Consider the following 18,618-nt stretch of genomic DNA (forward strand, 5'->3'; position numbering starts at 1 on the left):
CAGTGAGAGACCGGCGCGCGCCACGGGCAGGTTCAAGGCGTCACGAGGCCGGTTTCTTGCTGCCTGGTGGCCGCGCATCATCTGCGGTGCGCGCATCCTTGAGCAAAACGGCGGCCCCGTCGACAAGACGCAGCGTTCCGTCAACCACCACCCGGTCACCGGCGGCAACCCCGGCGGCGATCACCGAGACGCCATCAACCGTCCGTGCCACATTGACCGGGCGCACCCTTGCCTTGTTGTCCTGGTCGACAACAAACACATAGGGACTTTTCTGACCGAGTTGGACAGCGGCGGCGGGAACAGAGATCGCATCCGCCTGCATGCTCAATACAATGCGCACGGGAACGAATGATCCTGGCCACAAGGCCTCGCTGCTATTGTTCATCCGTGCCTTCACGTTGATGGTTCCCGTCGTGGTGTCGACGGTGTTCTCGATGAAAGCGATCTCGCCCCGCACGATCCCGCGCGAGGTCTTGACTTCGACGGTCGATGAGCCCGAGTGCATGGCACTTTGCAATTCGCCAAGACGCGCCTGCGGCAAGGCAAAGACAACAAAGATCGGATCGAGCTGATTGATCGTCGCCAGCGATGCCGTATCGGCCTGCCGGACGATCGAGCCTGCCTTGGCCGGGAGTGAGCCCAGCCGACCGTTCACAGGTGAACGGATTTCGGTGAAACTCAATTGCGTTACCAGATTGTCGCGGTTGGCCAAATCGGCTGAAAGCGTCGCTTCCGCCACCTTGACGGCGGTCATCTGGTTGTCCCGGGTGACCTCGGTGGTGATTTTCTGGGCAACCAGACCCTCGAAGCGGACAAGATCGCGCCTGGCCTGTTCAAGCTGGGCGCGGTCCCGGGATATCTGCGCTTCAACCTGAGCGATCTGCGCTTTGAGCGTGCGCGCATCAAGCGAGAACAGCAGATCGCCATCCTTGACATTCGCCCCTTCGCTGACATGCACCTCGACGATCTGGCTGTCGATGCGCGGACGGATCGACATCGAGGCGATGGCCTGCACGGTACCGACCGCGTCAAAGGCATTCGGCACATCGCGGCGCGTTGCTTCGGCGACGACAACCGGAATGGCTGGAACATTGCGCGCCGGCGCAGCCGCAGCTTTCGCGGCGCTATGGGGAGCAAGCCCCAGCCAGCCGGCAAGCGCTGGCGCATGGGAATTGAGCGGACCGGACAGCGGCTCACGCAGCAACCAGAGGCCGCCTGCCACGGCCAGGAAAAGAAGGAAGAACCGAGTTAAAAAACGTTTCATTGTTCAGAGTTCGCTGCCCAGGATCGATATGCGCTTCAAACGCGCTGCGTTCACTAATCCGTCTTCCAGTCCAACGCTTTGATGTCGTCTATGGTCGCGCCTGCCACCTGTGTAACAGAATGCCGAGAAAATTGGCGAATTGCCCGCTCAAAAACGCGGCAAACCCAATAATCTCGTCTCTTTACGCTTTTCACCCCGGCCTGGCAATTGCAACCTGCGGGCAGGGTCATCAAGCCTTGGTGACACCAGACATCGGCGTGGCGATGTCGCGTATGAAATGGTACTCCCAGCTTTGTGAGATATCTGCCAGATAGCGCTCGCCGGGGATCTGCACGAAACCAAGCTTTTGATAAAAGCGATGGGCCGCCAGAAAGCGCGTATCGCTGAAGAGTTCGACACGCTTTGCTCCTTGAGCGCGCGCCAGATCGAGGGCAACCGCGACGAGATGCCGGGCAAGGCCGCTGCCGCGCCATGACTTGTTCACATAGACCTTCTTCAGCTCAAAATGGCTCGGGATGCGCGTTGGCGTGATGGCGCAGCAGGCGATGAGTTCGCGGGCACGTTGCGTGGCGGATGGGGTAGAGTTGGCGACATCGTTTTCAACCACCCAGATTTGCCCGCCATGCGCGGCAAAATGGCTCGCAACCGCTGTCAATTCGGGAAATTCCTGCGCGGCGTAGTGGCAACCGGGGTATTCGGCGAAAATCGCGGCGATGAGCCGCGCGATCGCGGTTCCATCCGTGTCGGTTGCCTGGCGCAGGTGAGTGCCGGGCGGGAGCGGGGCGTCAAAAGCTGGTAGGTCCATGGGCACAGCCATGAAACACGCCGCACCGGGAGGCAAGTGGCGAGTGGGGCGCGAACGGGTGCAAAGGGTGCATTGAATCCTCGCGGGTGATGATCTAAGACGCGCTGAGTCCCTGATCGGAATGTGCCATTTGTCCGCGGAGCTTTTAATGTCTCGCTGTTTTGCCTTGTTTGCCTGCCTGACCCTTGTGAGTGCCAGCAGCGTTTATGCGCAGGGCGCTGCGCCAGCGCCAAGTGCTTCCACCATCCCCGGTGCCAATCCCAGGCCCGGCCCCATCACCACCAAGGCACCGCCGGTCGACTATTTTATCGGCAGCTGGAGCACGGTGTCTTTCAACGATGAAGGCGATGTCGGGCGTATGGTCCAGGTGGCGCGCGGCTATTGCAACCTTCCCTACAAGATCAATCGTCGCACCAGCGATACGTTCGAAATGTATGTTGCCGAGAAACTTGTCGAGGTGAAGCTTCTCGAGCAGGATAATCGTGTCTACATCGTTCCCAACACGCCCGAAGGGCAGAAGATTTACGGTGCGCGCGAATTGTCAGTCCGCGACAGTAATATCTTTTCGCTGAAATATCTCGAAAACGCCAATCACGTCCGCTACGGACAAAATGTCTTCGTGCGGTGCGGCAAGCAAGCAGGCTGAAGCTGTTGTTTCATCCCGCCCCTGATCACGGGGCAGGAAGCGCTGGCGGTTGTCGTGTCCGCGGATCGCCGAGAAAACCGCCCTGCTCGGCGAGCTTGGCAAAGAAGCCACCCTGCGCCACCAGCGCATCGAAAGTGCCGGTTTCGATGATACGCCCTTCGCGCAGAACGATGATGCGGTCAGCCTTGCGCACGGTTGACAGGCGATGGGCGATGACGAGCGTGGTGCGGTTGCGCGACAACTCCTCCAACGCCCGGGCGATCTTGAATTCCGTCTCGACATCGAGCGCTGACGTCGCTTCATCGAGAATGAGGATCGGCGCGTTTTTGAGAATGGCACGGGCGATCGCCAGACGCTGGCGCTCGCCACCTGAGAGATTCTGCCCGCGCTCGGTGATGTGCGTGTCGAGCCCGTCGGGTTTTGCCAGCACGAAATCGGCTGCTTCTGCCAGAGCGATCGCCCGCAGCAGGTCCTGATCATTGGCCTGCGGCTTGCCGATGAGCAGGTTCTGGCGGATCGAGCGGTTGAACAGGCCGGGGTCCTGAAAGACAACCGCGATCTGCGCGCGCAGGCTGGCAAGCGATACTTCGCGGATATCCTTGCCATCGATGGTGATGCGCCCGCTCGTTGGATCGCGTGAGCGGATGAGGAAGGAGACGGCAGTCGATTTCCCCGATCCGGTTGGGCCGACCAGCGCCACCGTTTCGCCCGGCTTCACCGTAAACGACAGGCCTTCGACGCCGGCCTTCGCGTTGGGGTAGTGATAGGTGACGGCATCGAAGACCACCTCGCCGCCGCTCACCTCCAGCGCCGGCGCCGCCGGCACTTCGACCACGTTCGAGCGCGCGTCCAGAACTTCGAAGAATTCACGGATCGAATGGGTCTGGAAGAAGACCGAATTGATGAAGCCGGAAAGCTGCTCGAGCCGCCCGATGAGGAGATTGGCAAAGCCGACGAAGGCAACGATTTCGCCGACGCTGGTCTTGCCCGAACCATGCAGAACCGTCCCCAGGGCAAAGATCGACACCATCGCCAGCGTCGAACAGGCTTTGGTCAGGACCGTCAGCGTCGCCCACCAGTTGAGCACGGGATACTGCGCCGCCAGCAATTGTCCCATCGCCGTCTTGACGCCTTCGACTTCGGCCGCAAGCCTTGTGAAGGCCTGTACCACCGTCACATTGCCCATGACGTCGCCGGTCCGCGCCGCCACCTCAGAGTGATAGCGCTCGACATCGCCCTGCGCCGCGTAGGTGCGCTTGACGACGACGTAATTGAGGAGGGCAAAAATCACCATCAGCGCAAACAGCAGCAATGCCATCTGCCAGTTCATGTAAAGGGCGCTGGGAATGAGGACGCACAGCGAAAAAATGGCGCCGAGATGTTCGCGGAAAAACGACAGCCAAAGATGAAAGAGCTGATCGGTGCCGCGCAGCATGACTTTCATCAGCCGGCCCGAATGCTGCTCGCCGAGAAATGTCGGAGGCAGGGCAATCGCATGCTCGAAATAACTCGACATGGCGGCAAGCCGTCTGCGGTGCGCCAGGCGGTCGGAGTGGAGCGCGATCAGCACATTGGCGAGTACGCCGAGAAATCCGACGCCTGCCCAGATGCCGACATAGACGAGCGCATTGTTGCCACTGGCAAGCGCGTCGACGACCCGGCCAAACAGCACAGGCTCGGCAAACTGGAAGCCGGCGAGCGCGAGGTTTGATACTGCCAGAAGAACGGCGATCCAGCGGTCGGAGGCCAGCAGGCCGATGACCCGGCCGTAGAGTGCTACGATGCCCATATGTGGTCTGCTCTCCGTCTTGTCTTGCCTCGTGTCGCTCGCTTGCGGCGATGACGACGACCAGCGCTAACCCGGCATCCCCCCTCTGTCCAGTCATGTGCCTGGCCAGTCATGCGCCTTGTGCCAGTCATGCGCCTTGTGATTGTGTCCCTCGTCCTGCTAGCGTGGGTTCATTCCATCCGCACATGTCTGTCCGAGGATCAAGCCATGGCCTTTGCCTACGATATCGACCGCCACAGCGAACCAAGCCCGAATAATCTCGAAGCCTTCTGGATGCCCTATACGTCCAATCGCAGCTTCAAGAAGCGTCCGCGCTTCATTTCCCGTGCCAAGGACATGCATTATTTCACGCCCGAGGGGCACGCCATTCTCGACGCCACCGCCGGCCTGTGGTGCTGCAATGCCGGCCATGGCCGCAAACCGATCGTTGAAGCTATCCAGCGCGAGGCGGCCGAGCTGGATTTTGCGCCGACCTTTCAGTTCGGTCACCCCAAGGCCTTCGAACTGGCAAGCCGCCTGGCAGCGGGCGCTCCGGGCGACCTTGATCACGCGTTTTTCTGCAATTCCGGCTCGGAGGCCGTCGACACCGCCCTCAAGATCGCCATTGCCTATCACCGCGCGCGCGGTGAGGCAGCGCGCACCCGCCTCATTGGTCGCGAGCGCGGCTATCACGGGTCGGGATTTGGCGGCATTTCGGTCGGCGGCATCGTCAACAACCGCAAATTCTACGGGCCGCTGATCCCCGGCGTTGACCATCTGCCGCACACCTATGACCGCGCCCATCAGCGCTTTTCGGTCGGCGAACCGGCCTGGGGCGCACATCTGGCCGACGAGCTGGAGCGCATCGTTGCCCTTCATGATGCCTCGACCATCGCTGCTGTCATCGTCGAACCGATGGCCGGCTCCACGGGCGTCCTGCCTCCCCCCGTCGGCTATCTGAAGCGGCTGCGCGAGATCACCGCCAAACACGGCATTTTGCTCATTTTCGACGAGGTTATTTCAGGCTTCGGGCGCCTTGGTGCGATGTGGGCAGCGGAGCGCTATGATGTTATTCCCGACATGATCACCTTCGCCAAGGGCGTTACCTCGGGCGCGGTACCGATGGGCGGGGTCATGGCACGCAAAAATCTCTACGACACCTTCATGACCGGGCCGGAACATGTCATCGAGCTGTTTCACGGCTATACCTACTCAGCCCATCCGCTGGCCGTGGCGGCAGCGCTCGCAACCCTTGACCTTTACAAGTCGGAAGGGCTGATCGAGCGGGCAAAATCGCTGGAGGCCAAATGGGCGGATGCGGCAATGAGCCTGAAGGGGATGAGCGGGGTTGCTGATATCCGCACCTGCGGTCTGGTGGCAGGCATTGATCTTGATCCGCAGGAGGGCAAGCCCGGCGTGCGCGGCTATCACGCGATGGAAAGCGCGTTCCACGATCATGGCATGATGGTGCGCGTCACCGGCGATACCATCGCCCTGTCGCCCCCCTTGATCGTCAGCGAGGTGCAGATTGCGGAAATATTTGAAAAAATGGCGAATATCGTAAGGGCCGTTCATTAAAAATATGAACGGGTTTTACGCCATCCACTGCACCGCTTCGCGACGGTCATCCATCCCGTAATCGCGGATGATGCGGATGGCGATCCGGCGCCCTGGCGGTGCGGTATTGCCCACCGCCGCCAAGGCGGCGGCTTCCGCGCCGAAGCCTTGAAGTGCCAGGAAGCGGCCCGGTTCGGTGATCGCCTCAAGACAATCACTGTCTGCGGCGATGGCATCGCGCTGGCATTGAAGCGCGCTCAGCGCTGCGGCCTCAGGGCCGTCGACGACGACGACCGCCTTGGCGGCGCCAACGTCGGTGGTGTCAAGCCGGCTGCGGCCACTGCCGATGTCATCTGCCGAATGGGCAATGACCTCGCCAACCCGCAGGCGGTAATGATCCAGCACAGCGCTGCGCCCGCGCGCCTGCGCGGCATGATGGCCGGCATGGGTGCGCCAGCGGATCAGGGCTTTTTCATTGTCCCACAGCGAAAGCGACAGCAGCAGGCCTGCGCGTGCGCGGCTGGCATAGCGCGTATTCTCGCGAAACCCCGGGCTTGCCAGCAGCTCCGGGCGCAGGCCGGCGGCAATCGACAGGTATTCGTCGTAGCGCTCCGCCTTTGGCACGACCTCGAACAGAACCGCGAACATTGTGTAACCTGCCGGCCTGTGGATCAGGCGACGTCTTTAAGCCCGTAGCCGGCGCGGGTGATCGAGGTTTCGAAATCGCCGCGCTCTTCGCTGCTGCCATGGATGGTGACAAGTCCGCTCGGCAGGTCGATGGCGACCTGCGCCTGAGGGTCGACGCGCTTGACGGCCTTTTCGACCGCCTTCATGCAGCCGGCGCAATCCATTCCGGTGACATTGAGGGTGAGCATGGCTCTCTCCTTACGTGTTCGCTGCCCTTCTATGTGGCGATGGCGCGCTTGCGGTCAAGAGCTTCAGCCGACGGCCTCGCCTTCGACTTCAAACAGAAAGCGCGGATCGGCAAGCCCCGCCACCACCACATAGGTGGAGGCCGGCGGATATGCGCCGAACACCTTGTCGCGAATGCGCCGATAAGCCGCGACATCGCCGCCGGCGACCATATAGACGACGATTTTGACGACATGTTCGGGGCCAAGCCCGGCGGCGTTGACGATCGCCATGAAATTGGCAAAAGCCTGCGATATCTGCGCCTCCAGCCCCTCGACGATCTCGCCCCCGGGCGTCATGCCGATCTGCCCGGAAAGGACCAGCCGGCGGGCGCCAGCGCTGTGCGCGACCGCCTGTGAATAGGCGGAAGCCGGTTGCGGCGCGGAAGCTGGGTTGAGCCGTTCGAGCATCATCGGATCTCCTCAATCGTCTGTTGTTGCCTCACCATACCCGCAAGGCTTTGCCTGTGATAGTTATGCCTGCATACGAGATTCGCGTGCGGCGCTCGCCATGGCCGCCGCCAAGTGCAGGTTGGCGCATCATGGGTTTTCTGGCATCGGCCGTCATCGTTACCGCCATGGGCATCATTTCGCTCAGCATCGGGGCGATTGCCTTTCTTGTCTTGCGGTTTGGCATCGAATCATCAGCTATTTTTGCTCTGGCGGGATTTGCCGTCCTGATTGTCCTGCAATTCACCACCTGGCGGCGCGAAGACCGCAAGGCGACGACCCGGACCTTCGATGATCTGAGCCGCAGCAATGAAAGGCTGTCGCGCGATGTGGCCATGCTCGCCAACCGCATCGCGGTTATCGAGACGGCAGGTGCGGTGACGGCCGCCCAGGATGTTGCGGCACTTCGCAGCGATCTTCACGCGGCGCAAAAGCAGATCGGCGAGCTTGCCGGAATGCTGAGCGACCAGCAGCAATTGCTGGAAACCCTGTCGGCACCTGCCGCCGCCGACATGGCCGATGAACCGATGATGATGGCGCCGCCCCCGGCGATGGAGGCAGCGGTCATGCCGCAGCGGCGCGGGCGTTTCGCGGCGATGGGCCATGATGAATTTCTGGCCATGGTGGTCGATGCCATGGAAGGCGGGCGTATCGACTTGCTGTTGCAGCCCGTCGTCACCCTGCCGCAGCGCAAAGTGAAATGGTATGAAATCGTCTATCACCTGAAGAATGAGCATGGTGAAGTCATCCTGGCGGATGATTTTCTGCCAGCGGTCGCCGAGGCCGGGATGGCCGGGCGCCTCGACAGCCGCGTGCTGTTTCGCGTCGTCCACCTGCTGCGCCGCCTTCAGGCGCGCAATCGCGAGGCCGGCGTTATCGTCAATTTTGCGCCCGCCACCTTCTCGGACGGTGACCGCTTTCGAGAAATCGTCGATTTCCTCGCTGCCAATTCCGCGCTGTCAGGCGCCATCGTGATCGAGATGTCGCAGGCCGCCTACGCCGATTTCGGCGCGCTCGAATTTGAATCACTCTCCGCCATCCGCAAGCTTGGCTTCCGTTTTTCGCTCGATCATGTGCGCAATCTGCGACTTAATACCCGCGATCTTGCGGATCGAGGCTTCCGCCTGCTGAAGGTACCTGCCGAACTCCTTCTGGGTCGCACAGACGCCTTGCCATCTGATATTCACCCTGCTGATTTGTCCGGCCTTCTCTCCCGCTATGGCATCGACCTGATCGCCGACAAGATCGAGACGGAGGCCACCGTTCTTGATCTGCTCGACCTTGATCTGCGTTTTGGCCAGGGCAATCTCTTTTCGCCGCCCCGCCCGGTGCGCGCCGATGTGTTGAGCGAAGGCCCCCTGGTGGCGCAACGCGCGGCATCGTGAGATTGCAAGCACCGATGACCGCCAGCATTTCCGGACTATCCGAGCTGGCGGATGGGTATGGAGCCATTATCTGCGATATCTGGGGCGTGCTCCACGATGGCCATCAGGCGTTTGCGCCAGCCTGCGAGGCGCTGATCCGTTATCGCGAGTGCGGCCATCCGGTTCTTTTGCTGTCGAACGCTCCCCGCCCGCACTCTTCCGTCAGGGCGATGCTTGAGCGCCTTTCAGTCCCCCAGACGGCCTATGACGCTATCCTCACCTCGGGCGACATGACGCGGTCTTATCTTGAAAGCCAGCCCGGCGCCCGCGTTTTCCATCTTGGTCCAGATCGCGATCTGCCGCTCTATGACGCACTGGACGTGGTGCTGGTCCCGGTCGAGCAGGCCGATCTCATCGTGTGCACCGGCCCGTTTAACGATGAAACAGAAGTCGCCGAGGATTATCGCGAGCGCTGCCATGAATGGAGTGCGCGCCGCCTGCCGATGCTGTGCGCCAATCCCGACATCGTCGTCGAGCGCGGGCCCCGGCTCATCCCTTGCGCCGGTGCGATCGCCGCCGTTTACAGCGCGCTCGGCGGCAAGGTGCGCTATTTCGGCAAGCCTCATAGCGAGGCTTATCGTCAGGCGGTGTCTCTTCTCGGGATGATCGGCGCCGACAGGCGCTGCAAACCCGCCCCGATCCTTGCCATTGGCGATGCGATCGCCACCGACCTCAAAGGCGCGGCGCTCAACCAGATCGATGCATTGTTCATCGCCGGCGGGATTCACGCTGCGCTGGCAGGAAAGCCCGGCAAGCTCGAGATGACGGCGCTTGAGGCCGCGTTCGCCGCAGCTGATGTCGCGCCACGCGCTGTGATGTGGCGTCTGTCCTGGTAGGGCCGAGGGCTGGTGCGCGCTCAGCCAAACAGGCGGTCGATGGCGTCCTGGTCCGAGCCGCCTGCCATCATGGCATCGACGTCGGTTTGCTTGACGGCGTCGCTTTTGGATTGCGGACCGTTGAGCAGCAGATCGTGCTTGCGTTTGGCGCGTGCCTCTTCATTGGCATCAAGCTCCGTCTTGCCTTCGGTCGAGCCGACGGCGGCGGCAAAGCGCGAGACGCGCGATTCGATGGCTTTCAGCGTCTCGACCACCTTGGCGATGCGCTGGCCGGTGAGGTCCTGGAAGGCGCAGGCCTCCATGATGCGGGTAGCCGCATCGCCGATCTTGTCGCTGAGATTGTCGCTGTCCGGCCCGAGGGTGAACAGATCTTCAGCGCACGTCATGATGGTATTGGTCGCCTCTTCGGTCGAGCGGACGATTTCGTCAAGCTCAATGCCCGCTGATGGCAGGCGCGTTTCCTTGAGGTCGGTAACGCCAAGGCTGGCGATCTCGCGGCGCATGGTGAGAATATATTCGCTGATACCGACCAGTTCGCCGTAAACCTCGCGGTCGAAGCGCGAGTAGAAGCTTTGCAGCGATTCGGTGGTCAGCTCGGCCAGCGCCATGACGTCGCGCAGTGAAGGCTCGGATCGATCATCGTTCTTCAGATAGGATTCAAGACGCGACAGATGAGCTTTCGACAGCCGGGCCATGACACACTCCACGCAACCACACCGCCACAGCATTGCCTGGGCGCAGTATTAAGACAGATCATCAAAAACGGATATTTATTCAGCAAATACCGCTTCGATCTTGCCTTTCAATGTCTGCGCATTGAACGGCTTCACGATGTAGTTATTCACCCCAGCTTTTTTCGCGGCGATCACGTTTTCGGTTTTCGATTCCGCGGTGACCATGATGAAGGGCGTGCGGTTCAGCGTCGCGTCGGAGCGCACTTCCTTGAGAAGCTCGTAGCCGGTCATCGGCTCCATGTTCCAGTCAGAGATGACAAGCCCGTATTTGCGCTCTTTCATCTTTGACAGCGCCTCCGTGCCGTCACTGGCTTCATCAACATCCTCAAAGCCGATCTGCTTCAGAAGATTGCGGATGATGCGGATCATTGTCTTGTAGTCATCGACAACAAGTACGGACATCGTGGTATCGACTGCCATGGCGGCCTCTTAGTACGCGGGGCGCCCGAATTCCCCAATTCGAGCTCTTCGACAACTAAACGACAACCCGAAGGGGTGGATACGGGTGTTGCGGAGAGAATTAGGCAAATCTCCCAAAATTTTCGTTAACGGGCGTCATTTTTATTTGCGAAATGTCGTGACAAATTTTGCGGGCGCTTGACCATTGCCTGGCGACAAGGCACCAGACTTGCCCGCCATGCAGATGAACGACGTGTCCCGCACCCGCATTTTTACCCGCCCCGATGATGTGCCCGATGTTTTGCGCGGCGGTGTCATCGCCATTGGTAATTTCGATGGCGTCCATCGCGGCCACCAGGCGGTGATCAGGCGCGCGGTCAGCGAGGCCAAAGCGCGGCGGGTTCCGGCGCTGGCGATGACGTTCGAGCCGCACCCGCGCACCTATTTCAAGCCGGATGCGCCGGTCTTTCGTCTCACCCCGCTCTCCTTGAAGGCGCGCATTCTCACCTTCCTCGGTCTTGATGCGGTCATTGCCCTGCCCTTCGATGTGGCACTGGCTGCACTTGCTGCGGAAGATTTTGTGAAATCAATACTTTGTGATGGGCTGCGGGCGCAGATGGCGATTGCCGGCTTTGACTTTCATTTTGGCCGCGGCAGGGGCGGCACACCGCAATTTCTGGAAGAGGCCGGACAGCGTCACGGCTTTGCAACCGCCCATGTCGACGCCTTCAGCGACAAGGCGGGGCGTGTCGTGTCCTCAACGCTCATCCGCGAGGCGCTGGGGGCTGGCGACCTTGATCTGGCCAATGGCGATCTTGGCTGGCGCTGGGCAGTCGAAGGCGAGGTCGTTCACGGCGACAAGCGCGGGCGCAATCTGGGCTTTCCGACGGCAAATATGAACCTGCCGGCCAACTGCGTTTTGCGCCAGGGCGTCTATGCCGTGAGGGTGCGGATAGATGGCGCCTGGTATGCGGGGGCCGCCAATTACGGGCGCCGTATCCAGTTCGGAGATGGACCAGCCATCCTTGAAACTCATGTGATGGATTTTTCAGGCGATCTGTACGACCGGTCCATCCGCATCGAATTTTGCCGCTTCCTGCGCGATGAGGCGCGGTTTGCCTCTGTCGACGCGCTGGTGGCCCGGATGGGGCGCGATGTTGATGACGCCCGCCATGCCGTCAGTGCGACGCTGAGCGCGCCACGCACCGACCTGCAGGCGAAACTCGAAGATGACGCCGCCGATTAGGCGGCGCTGATCAGCCGCACATCGCGCTTTGCCGCCTTGACGACGATAGCAACAGCGTTCTGGTATTCCGCGCTTTCATAGGCGGCGACCGCCTGTTCCAGACTGTCGAATTCGATGAGGACGGTGCGCTCCTTGACGGCCGCCTCATAGGCCTTGTCGGCAATCCCGCGTGCCAGAAAGCGCCCGCCGGCGGCTGAAATCACCGGACCGGCGATCTTGGCGTATTCGGCAAGACCCGCCGGGTCGGAAATCGAATGATAGGTGCTGATCCAGTAAGCCTTGGCCATGTCTACTCCCGTCGATGATCTTGGCGGCTTGGTCCTGCCGCGTCACCGGCACTATCGCATGCCATCGCAAGGCGTCAATTGATGCTGTCGTCGCCTGCCCCTTTCGCCAGCGCCCGGCAGCCGCTATAGGACGGGTATGAGGTCCGCCATGGTTCGCCAGTGTCGAATTAGCCGCCCGGTCTCCGTCTGACGGGTGCAGCCTTCGCGCTGCCCGAGGCGGACCGACCGGGCGCCACCATGACAAACCCTGCCATTTGACCGCTCAACCCCAGATCGAGCCATGACCGACCAGACATCAGGCGAACGCGATTATTCGCAGACACTTTTTTTGCCAAAGACCGATTTTGCCATGCGTGCCGGCCTGCCGCAGCGCGAGCCGCAGCTCATCGAGCGCTGGGCGAAGATCGATCTTTACAAGAAGTTGCGCGAGGCGGCGAAGGGCAAGCCGAAATTCGTGCTGCATGATGGCCCGCCCTACGCCAATGGCAACATCCATATCGGCCATGCGCTGAACAAGATCCTGAAGGATCTGGTGACGCGGTCGCAATCAATGCTGGGTTTTGATTCAAACTACGTGCCGGGCTGGGATTGTCACGGCCTGCCGATCGAATGGCGCATCGAGGAGGAATACCGCGCCAAGGGCAAGCCGAAGCCGGACCTTTCCAGCGGTGCTGCAATCAACGCCTTCCGCGCCGAATGCCGCGCCTACGCCACCAACTGGCTCAACATCCAGCGCGAGGAATTCAAGCGCCTCGGTGTCACGGGTGACTGGGATAATCCCTATCAGACCATGACCTATCCTGCCGAAGCGCAGATCGCGCGTGAAATCATGAAGTTCAAGGAGAACGGCCTCCTCTATCGCGGCTCGAAGCCGGTGATGTGGTCGGTCGTGGAAAAGACGGCGCTGGCTGAGGCCGAGATCGAATATCACGACCACCAGAGCGATATGGTGTGGGTGAAGTTTCCGGTGAAGGAAGCGCCTCTTCCAGCTTACAACATTGTTCCAGCCATGAGCATTCCTGAACATCCTCAGCTTAAGGATGCCTCCATCCTCATCTGGACGACGACCCCTTGGACGCTTCCCGGCAACCGCGCCATCGCCTATTCGCGCAAGATTGAGTACGGCCTATACGAAGTCACTGCCAATGAGCGCGACTTCGGGCCGAAGCCCGGCGAGCGCTACATCATCGCCAAGAAGCTCGCCGAACATGTGGCCAGCTCGGCCAAGATATCGCTGTCTTTTGTCAGCGACGTTCCAGCCGACGCCCTGGCCCGGACCACCTGTTCCCATCCGCTCGCCGCCTTCCCTTCTCCCGCGAGGGGAGAAGGGCAGAAGGGCCGTGAGCCATCCCTTGGCTACACCTTCGACGTCCCCCTGCTCGATGGCGACCATGTGACGGATGATGCCGGCACGGGCTTTGTCCATACCGCGCCGGGCCATGGCCGGGAGGATTTTGAAATCTGGATGGCGAATGGCCGGACGCTCGCCGAGCGCGGCATCGACACCGCCATCCCCTTCACCGTCGATGATGACAGCGTTTATACCGCGCAGGCTCCCGGGTTCGAGGGCAAGCGCGTCATCAAGGAAAACGGCGACAAGGGCGATGCCAACGAGGCCGTCATCAAGGCGCTGATCGACGCCAACATGCTGGTGGCGCGCGCCCGCCTCAAGCATCAATATCCGCATTCCTGGCGCTCGAAAAAGCCGGTTATCTTCAGGAATACGCCGCAATGGTTCATCGCCATGGACAGGCCGTTCTCAGCCGATGGCCGAGCGGGTGACAATCAGCCAACCCTGCGCGAGACCGCGTTTGAAGCGATCAGCCAGACCGAATGGGTGCCAGCTTCCGGGCAGAACCGCATACGCGGCATGGTGGAAAACAAGCCTGACTGGGTGATGAGCCGCCAGCGCGCCTGGGGCGTGCCGATCACCGTCTTCGTCCATCGCGAGACGAAGGAATTGCTGCGTGACGCCCGCGTCGATCAGGCGATTGCGGCGGCTTTCGAGGCGGAGGGCGCGGATGCCTGGTTTGCGGAAGGCGCTGCCGCGCGCTTCCTTGCCCCCTTCGACCACGATCCGGCAACCTATGAGATGGTCACTGACGTATTGGATGTGTGGTTTGATTCAGGCTCGACCCATTCCTATGTGCTGAACACGCCAAAGCACTTTCCGACCCTTGATGGCATCCACCGCATCGTCGATGGCGGGCGCGACCGGGTGATGTATCTCGAAGGCTCCGACCAGCATCGCGGCTGGTTCCAGTCAAGTCTGCTGGAGAGCTGCGGCACGCGCGGGCGGGCGCCCTTCGACGTGGTGCTGACGCATGGTTTCGTCCTTGATGAGAAGGGCGAGAAGATGTCGAAATCGGTCGGCAATGTCGTGGCGCCGCAAGACGTCATCAAATCGTCGGGCGCCGACATTCTGCGCCTGTGGGTTGCTGCCTCCGACTATGCGGATGATTTGCGCATAGGCCCCAGGATCGTCGAAAACTTCGTCGATACCTACCGCAAACTGCGCAACACGCTGCGCTGGTCGCTGGGCACGCTCGCCCATGCCGATCCCGCTCAGTTGGTGGCCTTTGCCGATATGCCGGAACTGGAGCGCTATATTCTCCATCGTCTGGCCGAGACGCATCGCGAGGTGATCGCCGCCTATGCCGCTTACGACTACAAGCGGGTGATCGCGGTCATGACAACCCTGATGACGGGCGATCTTTCGGCCTTCTATTTCGACATCCGCAAAGACACACTTTATTGTGATCCGGCATCGAGCCCGACAAGACTTGCCGCACTCACCGTCATCGACATCTGCTTTCGCGCCATGACAACCTGGCTGGCGCCGATCCTCGTCTTCACCTGCGAGGAGGCGTGGCTTGCCCGCTATCCATCCGAAGCGGGCTCGGTGCATACCGCGCTTTTCGAACCTGTTGAGGCCTTCTGGACAGACCCGGCGCTCGCTTCGCGCTTCGAGGCCGCCCGCCGCTTGCGCCGTGTGGTCAATGGCGCGCTTGAAATCGAGCGGGCGCAAAAGCGCCTCGGCTCATCGCTGGAGGCAGCCCCGGTCGTCTATATCGCCGATGCAAGATTGCTTGGCGAGGTCGACGCGATCGATTTCGCCGAATTGTGCATCACATCGGCGATTGACATCCGGCTGGGCGAGGGACCAGCCGACGCCTTCCGCCTGTCCGACATGGCGGGAATCGCTGTCGAGGTGATACGCGCGTCCGGGCGCAAATGTGCCCGTTCGTGGAAATATTTCGACCCCGCCAGCGCCGATCCGGCCTATCCCGACATCACCCCGCGCGATGCGGTGGCGATGCGCGAATGGACAGCCCGACAGGGTGAAGCCGCGTGAAAAACCTGTGGAGCGCTCACGCCCCGCGCGCCCTGGCGGCAGCACTGCTCATCTGTGCGCTCGATCAGGCAAGCAAGTTATGGCTGCTGTGGAGCTATGACATCGCCATTCACCAGCCGGTCGCGCTGACCCCGTTTCTCGACGTTGTTTTGGTGTGGAATAAGGGCGTGTCCTACGGGTTGCTGGCGCTCGACAGCACAGGCGGCCAGTGGACCCTTGGCGCTCTCCAGCTCGCCATTTCGCTCGCTTTGTGGCTATGGCTCAACACCGCGCCCGCCGCGCTGACCCGACTGTCATTGGCGCTCATCATCGGCGGCGCGCTGGGCAACACCATCGACCGTTTTCTCCATGAAGGCGTCGCGGACTTTTTTTTGCTGCATTTGCGCGCTTTAGGAAGCGACCTCAACTGGTATGTCTTTAACCTTGCCGATGTAGCTATTGTTGCCGGAGTGGCGGCATTGCTGTATGAGTCCGTTTTTGCCGATAACAGGCGGTTGGGAATGTGAATCTCGTGATGCCGCAGGTTCCTGGAGCGCAATTCTGATGCGAAATATGTCTGGTCACCCCTATCCGACGTCTCGCTGGCAGGCGCGCTTCGCGCTGATTGCCTGTGCAACAGCGCTGCTTGCCGGCTGCGGAGGACTTGATCGCAACGGTCAGTTTCGCGAGGATCCGCTGGAAAATTTTGAGCAGAGGGTGATCGGCGGCGCCCTGGCGAGCGCCGGGATCATCCCCCCGCAACGCGAAAAAATCACCTATACCCCGCGCGCGCCGCTGGCTCTGCCGCCGCCGCAGGCTGCCGGCCGCTTGCGCCCGCCTGAGGATTCGGCTGAAATTGCCGCCGCCAACCCGAATTGGCCGGTCGATCCGGATGAAGCACGCAAACAGCGCATCGCCCGTCAACGGGATGGTTTGCGGCGGGAACAGTTCGACGATAATCAGATCAAGCGTCTGACGATCGAAGAGATCGAGGCTGGTCGCGGCTCGGGAACTTCTTCTGATCCAAATGCCCCGCGGGAGCTGCGCTTCGAGGGTGGCGGCATCGTTCTCTCGCGCGAGGAACTCGAGCGTGGGTGGACCAAGCCGGAGGAAGGCAGCGGATGGAGCTTGTTCGAAGTCGATGAGACGGTCGATGTGCGTGATCGCGTACGCAGAGAACGCGTCGGCGAAGCGCGCGACTATATTGACCAGAATAACGGCTCCAATAGCACCTTCGAAGGAACGCTCGACCGTATTGATACCTCGCGACTTGATGCTGCGAAGGCGGCAAAACGCAATTCGGTGATCGATCCGCCGACGAGCCTGCGGGTCCCGGCACCGGATTCGGCCGTCGGAGCGCCATCGCCAGCACCAGCGCCAAATCAGAAAGACGATCGTCCGTGGTGGCAACGGCTGTTGAACGGTTGATAGCGGCGAATGTCGCGGACGGTACATTGCCTTTTTCCCGACCGCCTGGCTGCCATCTGGAGCATTAACGCTCTGCCCACGCCATGCCGCGTTCATAATCCCCTGTTTGATCCTGAGTCCGGAGGTTTCCCATGCGGATGATGTCGCGCGTCATATTTCTGTGCGGGCTTATCCTCGCCAGCGGGGGCCCCGTCAGCGCTCAGGACGCGGCCACGCCAGCGCGCATTCCCGTATCAACCTTTGCCCCGAACGCCAGCAGCTTTACTCTGAATAATGGTATGCAGGTGGTGGTACTGCCCGATCGCCGCCTGGGCGTGGTCATGCACATGGTATGGTACCGGGTCGGCTCCGCAGATGAGCCGAAGGGCAAGTCAGGTATCGCTCATTTTCTCGAGCATCTCATGTTCAAGGGCACCGAGCGTCATCCCTCCGGCCGTTTTTCGCAATGGCTGGGCGCGATAGGCGGGCAGGAAAACGCCTTCACCTCATGGGACTACACCGGCTATTTCCAGCGCACGGAAAAATCCCGTCTGGCACAGCTGATGGAATTTGAATCCGACCGCATGACCAATCTGCGTCTCACCAAGGATGTGGTTGATTCCGAACGCGAGGTCATTCTGGAAGAGCGTCGCCAGGTGGTTGATAATATTCCCTCCGCACAATTTGCCGAACAGACCGCCGCCGCTCTTTATCTCCATCATCCCTACCGTATCCCGATCATCGGCTGGGATCATGAGATGCGTGGCCTGACACTCGATGATGCGATCAGCTTTTACCGACGCTATTACACGCCCAATAATGCGGTTCTGGTGATTGCCGGCGATGTAGCTGTCGACGAGGTCAAGGCTCTTGCCGAGGCTACCTATGGCAAGGTAGAACGCCGCGTCGCGGACAGTGACCTGCAACGCCAGCGCCCGACCGAGCCGCCCGCCCGCGCTGCGCGTCGCCTTGCCATGCAGGATCCGCGGGTGCAGACGCCGTCCTGGACCCGCAGTTATCTGACCCCTTCAGCCAACACGCTGAAGGATGGAACGATCGAGGCTCTTGATATTCTAAGTGAAATCCTCGGCAACCAGACCGGCCGGCTCTACAAGAAGCTGGTCATCGACGGGCAGATCGCGGCCAACGCCAATGCCGGTTTTTCCGGCTCAGGGCTTGATTACGGGCGATTTGTTTTTTCAGCCAATCCGCGCCCCGGTGTTAGTTTCGATCAGATCGAGGCTGCCATCGATGCCGTCATTGCCGAAATCGTCGACAAGGGCGTGAGCGAGGACGAGGTGGCGCGTGCGGTCAACGCCTCGCTTGCCAGTGCCATCACCTCGCAGGACAGCATGAGCCAGGTTGCCCGTATTTTCGGGTCAAGCCTGATGGAGGGCATGAGCCTGGAAGAATTGCAGTCCTGGCCTGCTCGCGTCGCCAAGGTCCGCGTCGAGGACGTCAACAAGGCGGCCCGCGAATGGCTTGATGTGCGCCGCTCGGTCACCGGCACCCTGTCACGGGCTGAAGGCAAACGCAGCTGAGGCGGATGA

18 protein-coding genes are annotated in these 18,618 nt (G+C 61.1%); 9 read left to right on the forward strand and 9 right to left on the reverse strand.

What is annotated here, in order from left to right:
• Positions 1 to 40 precede the first annotated feature (40 nt).
• Together ACINK1_RS04670 and ACINK1_RS04675 are read right to left on the reverse strand one after the other, a co-directional pair.
• Complete coding sequence (locus tag ACINK1_RS04670; RefSeq protein WP_376802218.1) at positions 41 to 1,222, reverse strand: efflux RND transporter periplasmic adaptor subunit; 1,182 nt, start codon at positions 1,220 to 1,222, stop codon at positions 41 to 43.
• A 271-nt stretch (positions 1,223 to 1,493) separates the two neighbouring features.
• Positions 1,494 to 2,069, reverse strand: coding sequence for a GNAT family N-acetyltransferase (locus ACINK1_RS04675; RefSeq protein ID WP_376802219.1), 576 nt, complete (start codon positions 2,067 to 2,069; stop codon positions 1,494 to 1,496).
• Between the two features lie 148 nt (positions 2,070 to 2,217).
• On the opposite strand from ACINK1_RS04675, the gene ACINK1_RS04680 reads away from it, so the two are divergent.
• Positions 2,218 to 2,715 carry a hypothetical protein gene (locus tag ACINK1_RS04680; RefSeq protein ID WP_376802220.1) on the forward strand — a complete coding sequence of 166 codons (498 nt, stop codon included), beginning with the start codon at positions 2,218 to 2,220 and terminating at the stop codon, positions 2,713 to 2,715.
• 25 nt (positions 2,716 to 2,740) lie between these two features.
• Here the strand turns inward: ACINK1_RS04680 and ACINK1_RS04685 are convergent, their stop codons facing one another.
• The gene (locus tag ACINK1_RS04685) at positions 2,741 to 4,504 is read right to left on the reverse strand and encodes a glucan ABC transporter ATP-binding protein/ permease (RefSeq protein ID WP_376802221.1); all 1,764 of its coding nucleotides are present in this window, start codon (positions 4,502 to 4,504) and stop codon (positions 2,741 to 2,743) included.
• A gap of 207 nt (positions 4,505 to 4,711) precedes the next feature.
• On the opposite strand from ACINK1_RS04685, the gene ACINK1_RS04690 reads away from it, so the two are divergent.
• Positions 4,712 to 6,061 (forward strand): aspartate aminotransferase family protein, encoded by a 1,350-nt coding sequence (locus ACINK1_RS04690; RefSeq protein WP_376802222.1) that lies wholly within the window; start codon positions 4,712 to 4,714, stop codon positions 6,059 to 6,061.
• 15 nt (positions 6,062 to 6,076) lie between these two features.
• Here the strand turns inward: ACINK1_RS04690 and ACINK1_RS04695 are convergent, their stop codons facing one another.
• From ACINK1_RS04695 to ACINK1_RS04705, 3 genes are all read right to left on the reverse strand, one after another.
• Positions 6,077 to 6,688: an antibiotic biosynthesis monooxygenase gene (locus ACINK1_RS04695; RefSeq protein ID WP_376802223.1), complete on the reverse strand. Its 612-nt coding sequence runs from the start codon at positions 6,686 to 6,688 to the stop codon at positions 6,077 to 6,079.
• A 23-nt stretch (positions 6,689 to 6,711) separates the two neighbouring features.
• On the reverse strand, positions 6,712 to 6,915 hold the full coding sequence (locus ACINK1_RS04700) for a heavy-metal-associated domain-containing protein (RefSeq protein WP_376802224.1): 204 nt from the start codon (positions 6,913 to 6,915) through the stop codon (positions 6,712 to 6,714).
• A gap of 63 nt (positions 6,916 to 6,978) precedes the next feature.
• Positions 6,979 to 7,365: a RidA family protein gene (locus ACINK1_RS04705; RefSeq protein ID WP_376802225.1), complete on the reverse strand. Its 387-nt coding sequence runs from the start codon at positions 7,363 to 7,365 to the stop codon at positions 6,979 to 6,981.
• 62 nt (positions 7,366 to 7,427) lie between these two features.
• Between ACINK1_RS04705 and ACINK1_RS04710 the strand changes: the two genes are divergently transcribed.
• A complete protein-coding gene (locus tag ACINK1_RS04710) occupies positions 7,428 to 8,786 on the forward strand; it encodes an EAL domain-containing protein (RefSeq protein ID WP_376802226.1) in 1,359 nt (452 codons plus the stop codon).
• Positions 8,783 to 9,661, forward strand: coding sequence for a TIGR01459 family HAD-type hydrolase (locus ACINK1_RS04715; RefSeq protein ID WP_376802227.1), 879 nt, complete (start codon positions 8,783 to 8,785; stop codon positions 9,659 to 9,661). The genes ACINK1_RS04710 and ACINK1_RS04715 overlap by 4 nt, the downstream gene beginning before the upstream one ends.
• 20 nt (positions 9,662 to 9,681) lie before the next feature.
• Here ACINK1_RS04715 and ACINK1_RS04720 read toward each other — a convergent pair whose 3' ends face one another.
• Together ACINK1_RS04720 and ACINK1_RS04725 are read right to left on the reverse strand one after the other, a co-directional pair.
• Positions 9,682 to 10,356: a protein phosphatase CheZ gene (locus ACINK1_RS04720; protein ID WP_376802228.1), complete on the reverse strand. Its 675-nt coding sequence runs from the start codon at positions 10,354 to 10,356 to the stop codon at positions 9,682 to 9,684.
• Positions 10,357 to 10,431: 75 nt separating this feature from the next.
• Positions 10,432 to 10,815, reverse strand: a complete 384-nt coding sequence (locus ACINK1_RS04725) for a response regulator (RefSeq protein WP_376802229.1) — start codon at positions 10,813 to 10,815, stop codon at positions 10,432 to 10,434.
• Positions 10,816 to 11,038: 223 nt separating this feature from the next.
• Between ACINK1_RS04725 and ACINK1_RS04730 the strand changes: the two genes are divergently transcribed.
• Positions 11,039 to 12,040 (forward strand): bifunctional riboflavin kinase/FAD synthetase, encoded by a 1,002-nt coding sequence (locus tag ACINK1_RS04730; protein WP_376802230.1) that lies wholly within the window; start codon positions 11,039 to 11,041, stop codon positions 12,038 to 12,040.
• On the opposite strand, the gene ACINK1_RS04735 is transcribed toward ACINK1_RS04730, so the two are convergent.
• Entirely contained in the window at positions 12,037 to 12,327 is a 291-nt protein-coding gene (locus ACINK1_RS04735) for a DUF1330 domain-containing protein (protein ID WP_376802231.1), read from the reverse strand. The two genes, ACINK1_RS04730 and ACINK1_RS04735, sit on opposite strands and share 4 nt — an antisense overlap.
• A gap of 280 nt (positions 12,328 to 12,607) precedes the next feature.
• Between ACINK1_RS04735 and ileS the strand changes: the two genes are divergently transcribed.
• The 4 genes from ileS (at position 12,608) to ACINK1_RS04755 (ending at position 18,609) form a co-directional block, all read left to right on the forward strand.
• A complete protein-coding gene (gene ileS / locus ACINK1_RS04740) occupies positions 12,608 to 15,682 on the forward strand; it encodes an isoleucine--tRNA ligase (protein ID WP_376802232.1) in 3,075 nt (1,024 codons plus the stop codon).
• Positions 15,679 to 16,188 carry a signal peptidase II gene (gene lspA / locus ACINK1_RS04745; protein ID WP_376802233.1) on the forward strand — a complete coding sequence of 170 codons (510 nt, stop codon included), beginning with the start codon at positions 15,679 to 15,681 and terminating at the stop codon, positions 16,186 to 16,188. The genes ileS and lspA overlap by 4 nt, the downstream gene beginning before the upstream one ends.
• A 37-nt stretch (positions 16,189 to 16,225) precedes the next feature.
• Positions 16,226 to 17,089: a hypothetical protein gene (locus ACINK1_RS04750; protein WP_376802234.1), complete on the forward strand. Its 864-nt coding sequence runs from the start codon at positions 16,226 to 16,228 to the stop codon at positions 17,087 to 17,089.
• Between the two features lie 131 nt (positions 17,090 to 17,220).
• Positions 17,221 to 18,609, forward strand: coding sequence for a M16 family metallopeptidase (locus tag ACINK1_RS04755; protein WP_376802235.1), 1,389 nt, complete (start codon positions 17,221 to 17,223; stop codon positions 18,607 to 18,609).
• The last annotated feature ends 9 nt before the right edge of the window (positions 18,610 to 18,618 follow it).

The organism is Raskinella chloraquaticus (SeqCode) (assembly GCF_021731865.1).
Lineage (GTDB): Bacteria > Pseudomonadota > Alphaproteobacteria > Rhizobiales > UBA4765 > Raskinella > Raskinella chloraquaticus.

Coding starts and splice junctions, on each gene's coding strand:
- ACINK1_RS04750 (WP_376802234.1), top strand. CDS start 16,226: ATGCGAAATATGTCTGGTCACCCCTATCCGACGTCTCGCTGGCAGGCG.
- ACINK1_RS04695 (WP_376802223.1), bottom strand. CDS start 6,688: ATGTTCGCGGTTCTGTTCGAGGTCGTGCCAAAGGCGGAGCGCTACGAC.
- ACINK1_RS04735 (WP_376802231.1), bottom strand. CDS start 12,327: ATGGCCAAGGCTTACTGGATCAGCACCTATCATTCGATTTCCGACCCG.
- ACINK1_RS04720 (WP_376802228.1), bottom strand. CDS start 10,356: ATGGCCCGGCTGTCGAAAGCTCATCTGTCGCGTCTTGAATCCTATCTG.
- ACINK1_RS04685 (WP_376802221.1), bottom strand. CDS start 4,504: ATGGGCATCGTAGCACTCTACGGCCGGGTCATCGGCCTGCTGGCCTCC.
- ACINK1_RS04680 (WP_376802220.1), top strand. CDS start 2,218: ATGTCTCGCTGTTTTGCCTTGTTTGCCTGCCTGACCCTTGTGAGTGCC.
- ACINK1_RS04710 (WP_376802226.1), top strand. CDS start 7,428: ATGCCTGCATACGAGATTCGCGTGCGGCGCTCGCCATGGCCGCCGCCA.
- ACINK1_RS04700 (WP_376802224.1), bottom strand. CDS start 6,915: ATGCTCACCCTCAATGTCACCGGAATGGATTGCGCCGGCTGCATGAAG.
- ACINK1_RS04675 (WP_376802219.1), bottom strand. CDS start 2,069: ATGGACCTACCAGCTTTTGACGCCCCGCTCCCGCCCGGCACTCACCTG.
- ACINK1_RS04755 (WP_376802235.1), top strand. CDS start 17,221: ATGCGGATGATGTCGCGCGTCATATTTCTGTGCGGGCTTATCCTCGCC.
- ileS (WP_376802232.1), top strand. CDS start 12,608: ATGACCGACCAGACATCAGGCGAACGCGATTATTCGCAGACACTTTTT.
- ACINK1_RS04725 (WP_376802229.1), bottom strand. CDS start 10,815: ATGGCAGTCGATACCACGATGTCCGTACTTGTTGTCGATGACTACAAG.
- ACINK1_RS04690 (WP_376802222.1), top strand. CDS start 4,712: ATGGCCTTTGCCTACGATATCGACCGCCACAGCGAACCAAGCCCGAAT.
- ACINK1_RS04730 (WP_376802230.1), top strand. CDS start 11,039: ATGAACGACGTGTCCCGCACCCGCATTTTTACCCGCCCCGATGATGTG.
- ACINK1_RS04705 (WP_376802225.1), bottom strand. CDS start 7,365: ATGATGCTCGAACGGCTCAACCCAGCTTCCGCGCCGCAACCGGCTTCC.